The organism is Burkholderia sp. Ac-20384 (assembly GCF_017104605.1).
Taxonomy (GTDB): Bacteria; Pseudomonadota; Gammaproteobacteria; order Burkholderiales; family Burkholderiaceae; genus Burkholderia; species Burkholderia lata.
Window position 1 is genome coordinate 1 of the sequence record NZ_JAAGPE010000560.1, and the last position, 2,849, is coordinate 2,849.

At 67.7% G+C, this 2,849-nt stretch carries 1 protein-coding gene and 1 pseudogene; both read right to left on the reverse strand.

Translation table 11 applies throughout. The features are described 5' to 3' along the window. Positions 1-97 (reverse strand): annotated as a pseudogene (locus G3O00_RS41655) (NAD(P)-dependent oxidoreductase); the annotation flags it as partial. Between the two features lie 365 nt (positions 98-462). Further along, positions 463-2,849: TonB-dependent receptor (locus G3O00_RS41660; RefSeq protein WP_241025590.1), on the reverse strand; the 2,387-nt coding region annotated here is incomplete at its 5' end.

Consider the following 2,849-nt stretch of genomic DNA (forward strand, 5'->3'; position numbering starts at 1 on the left):
TCACGTCGGCGCCCTCGCGCGCGAACCGCAGCGCGGTCGCGCGGCCGATGCCCTGCCCGGCCGCCGTCACCAGCGCGCGTTTGCCCTGCAATCTCATGAGCACGTCTCCCGAAATAGCCGGCCAGCCGTCGGCCGATTGGCACAAAGGACTAAAGGTCCAACCAATCATAGGAAGTGATGCCGCGTTTGTCACGGAATCGGGATTCGGTATTTACCCGAATGGGGGATGCGAGCGACCTGGCACTTTTTGTTCAGGCGAACGCTTCGGGATCCATGTCCGTCAACGAAGCGCCGGCGCTGTTATCGCAACCCGGGCGAACAAGTCACGCGACGAGCCCGCCGTTGCGGCGAGCGTTGGGCCAGAACCGTCCAGGCGGTGTTTCATGCAATGACGGTGAGATTCGGCACGGCAAACCATCGGCAGGCCGGGCCGCATGTCTGCGCCCGGCCTGCCGAGGTTCGTCACAGGTCGGTCGATACCGACAGCCAGAACGTGCGCGGCGCGCCCGTGAACAGGTACCCGGTCGGGTTCGCCTGCCAGTAGTCGCGATTGAACAGGTTCGTCACGTTCGCGCGCAGCGTCACGTCGCGGCCGGCGACTTTCGTCGTGTAGCGGCCGCCGAGATCGAAGCGCGTCCAGCTTGGCACGTGCTGCGTATTGTCCTGGCTCACGTAGGCCTTGCCCGTGTAGATCATCCGGCTCGTCAGCGTGACGCCCGGCACGAACGGCGTATCCCATTCAGCGCCGAGCGTGGCCTGCAGCGACGGCGCGCCGATCGCGTGATTGCCGTCGTACGCGCCGCCCTGCGTGCGGCGCAGCCGCGCGTCGAGCCACGTGACGCCGCCCAGCAGCCGCACGCCGCGCGTCACTTCGCCGAAGCCCGACAGCTCGAGACCGCGATTGCGCTGCAGCCCGTTGAGGCTGTACAGCTTGCTGACCGGATCGACGATCCCGCTCGGCACGTCGATCTGGAACAGCCCGAGCGTCGCGCCGAACTTGCCGAGATCGAGCTTGGTGCCGACTTCGTACTGCTTGGACTTGAACGGCGCGAACACCTGGTTCGGGTTCGCCGCGTCGGCCGGCGGCGGCGAGCCGGGCGTCAGCGCCTCGATGTAGTTCGCGTAGAACGACAACTGGTCGAGCGGACGCACGACGAGCGCGACGGACGGCGTGGTCGCGCCCTGGTCGTAATGCGAAGTCTCCGCGCCGGACGTATCGAAGTTGCGGCTGCTCACCTGCTGGCGACGCACGCCGACGGTGAGCTGCACGAGCCCGCCGGCAACGGACAGCGTATCGGCCACGCCGATGCTGCGCAGGATCTGCGCGCTGTCCTTCGTCTCCGGCAATACGGAAACCGCGGCGCCCGGCCCGGCGAGGCGGGTCGGCATGTAGATGTTCGTCGCGTAGCTGCCGTACGCGGTCTGGCCGAACCACGTCGTCTGCTGCAGGTAGTCGCCGCTCACGACGAGCTGGTGATCGATCGGGCCCGTCTTGAAACGCGTGCGCGCGCCGGCCTCGGCCGACAGCGCATGCGATGCGCCGGACTGGTATCGCGACGTGGATTTCGCATCGCCTTGCGCATTGACGATCGTCGCGCCCGGGTCTTCCAGCTTGTCGTAGCCAAAGCGGTTGATGCCCACCGCACCGAACAGCGTCACGTTCGACGACAGGTCGTATTCGGCGCGTCCCAATGCCGTCAGGCTATGGGAATTCGAATAGGAAAACGTCTGCGCGAGATTGGTTCGCGAATCGGGCGCCGACGGCACCGCGATGCCGGCGATCGGCGTATAGCCGCGCACCGGCGCACGCATGAAGTCTTCCTGATAGATCACGTCGCCGGACACACGCAGGCGGCTGCCGCGGTAGTCGAGCCCGACCGACAGCGACGTATTGCGCCGCGACTGCTCGTCGATCGGCGTGTCGCCTTCGCGATGGGCCGCGTTGATGCGCACGCCGAATTCGCCGTTCTGGCCGAAGCGCCTGCCGATATCGGCGTGGCCGCCGAACACCGAGCTCGATGCATATTCGGCGGTCAGCCGGTTGAGCGGCGTGTCGTCGGCCCGCTTCGTCACGACGTTCACGCTGCCGCCGACGCTGCCCTGCGGCATCATCCCGTTCAGCAACGCGCCGGGGCCCTTCAGGATCTCGACGCGTTCGACCGGATCGGCACCCACGCGATAGGCCGGCACGAGCCCGTAGAGGCCGTTGAGCGCGATCTCGCTGTTCTCGACGCGCAGCCCGCGGATCGTGATCGCGTCATAGCGGTTGGTGCTGTCGATGGCCGCGCGAACCGACGGGTCCGTGGTGGTCAGCAAGTCCGCGACGCTGGTCGCCTGCTGGTCGCGGATCAGCTTTTCGGTGTAGCTCGACATGCTGAACGGCGTGTCCATGTAGTCGCGATTGCCGAGCATGCCGACCTTCGCGCCCTGCGCGACCTGGCCACCCGCATACGCTTCGGGAATGGCGTCGCCTGCTCGCTTGCCGAGCACGTTCACGGCCGGCAGCACGCCTGCTTCGGCGCCTGCCGCGGCAGCGGCCGGGCGCAGCGAGAAACTGCCGTCGGATTGCTGCACCGGCTCCAGGCCGGTTCCGTTCAGCAACGCCTGGAACGCGCCCTGCACCGAATAGGTGCCGTGGACGCCCGCGCCGGTTTTCCCGGCCGTCATGTCGCCCGGCACGCTGAGCATCACGTTGGCCTGATCCGCAAGATGGTTCAGCGACGCCGACAGCGGGCCCGCCGGGATGTCGTATCGCCGCGTGGCGGCCTGCGCGGCAGCGCCCGCCGCAGATTGAGCGGATGCCGCCTGCCACGCGCCGCTCCCGGCGAGCGCGAGGCCGAGCACGGCGC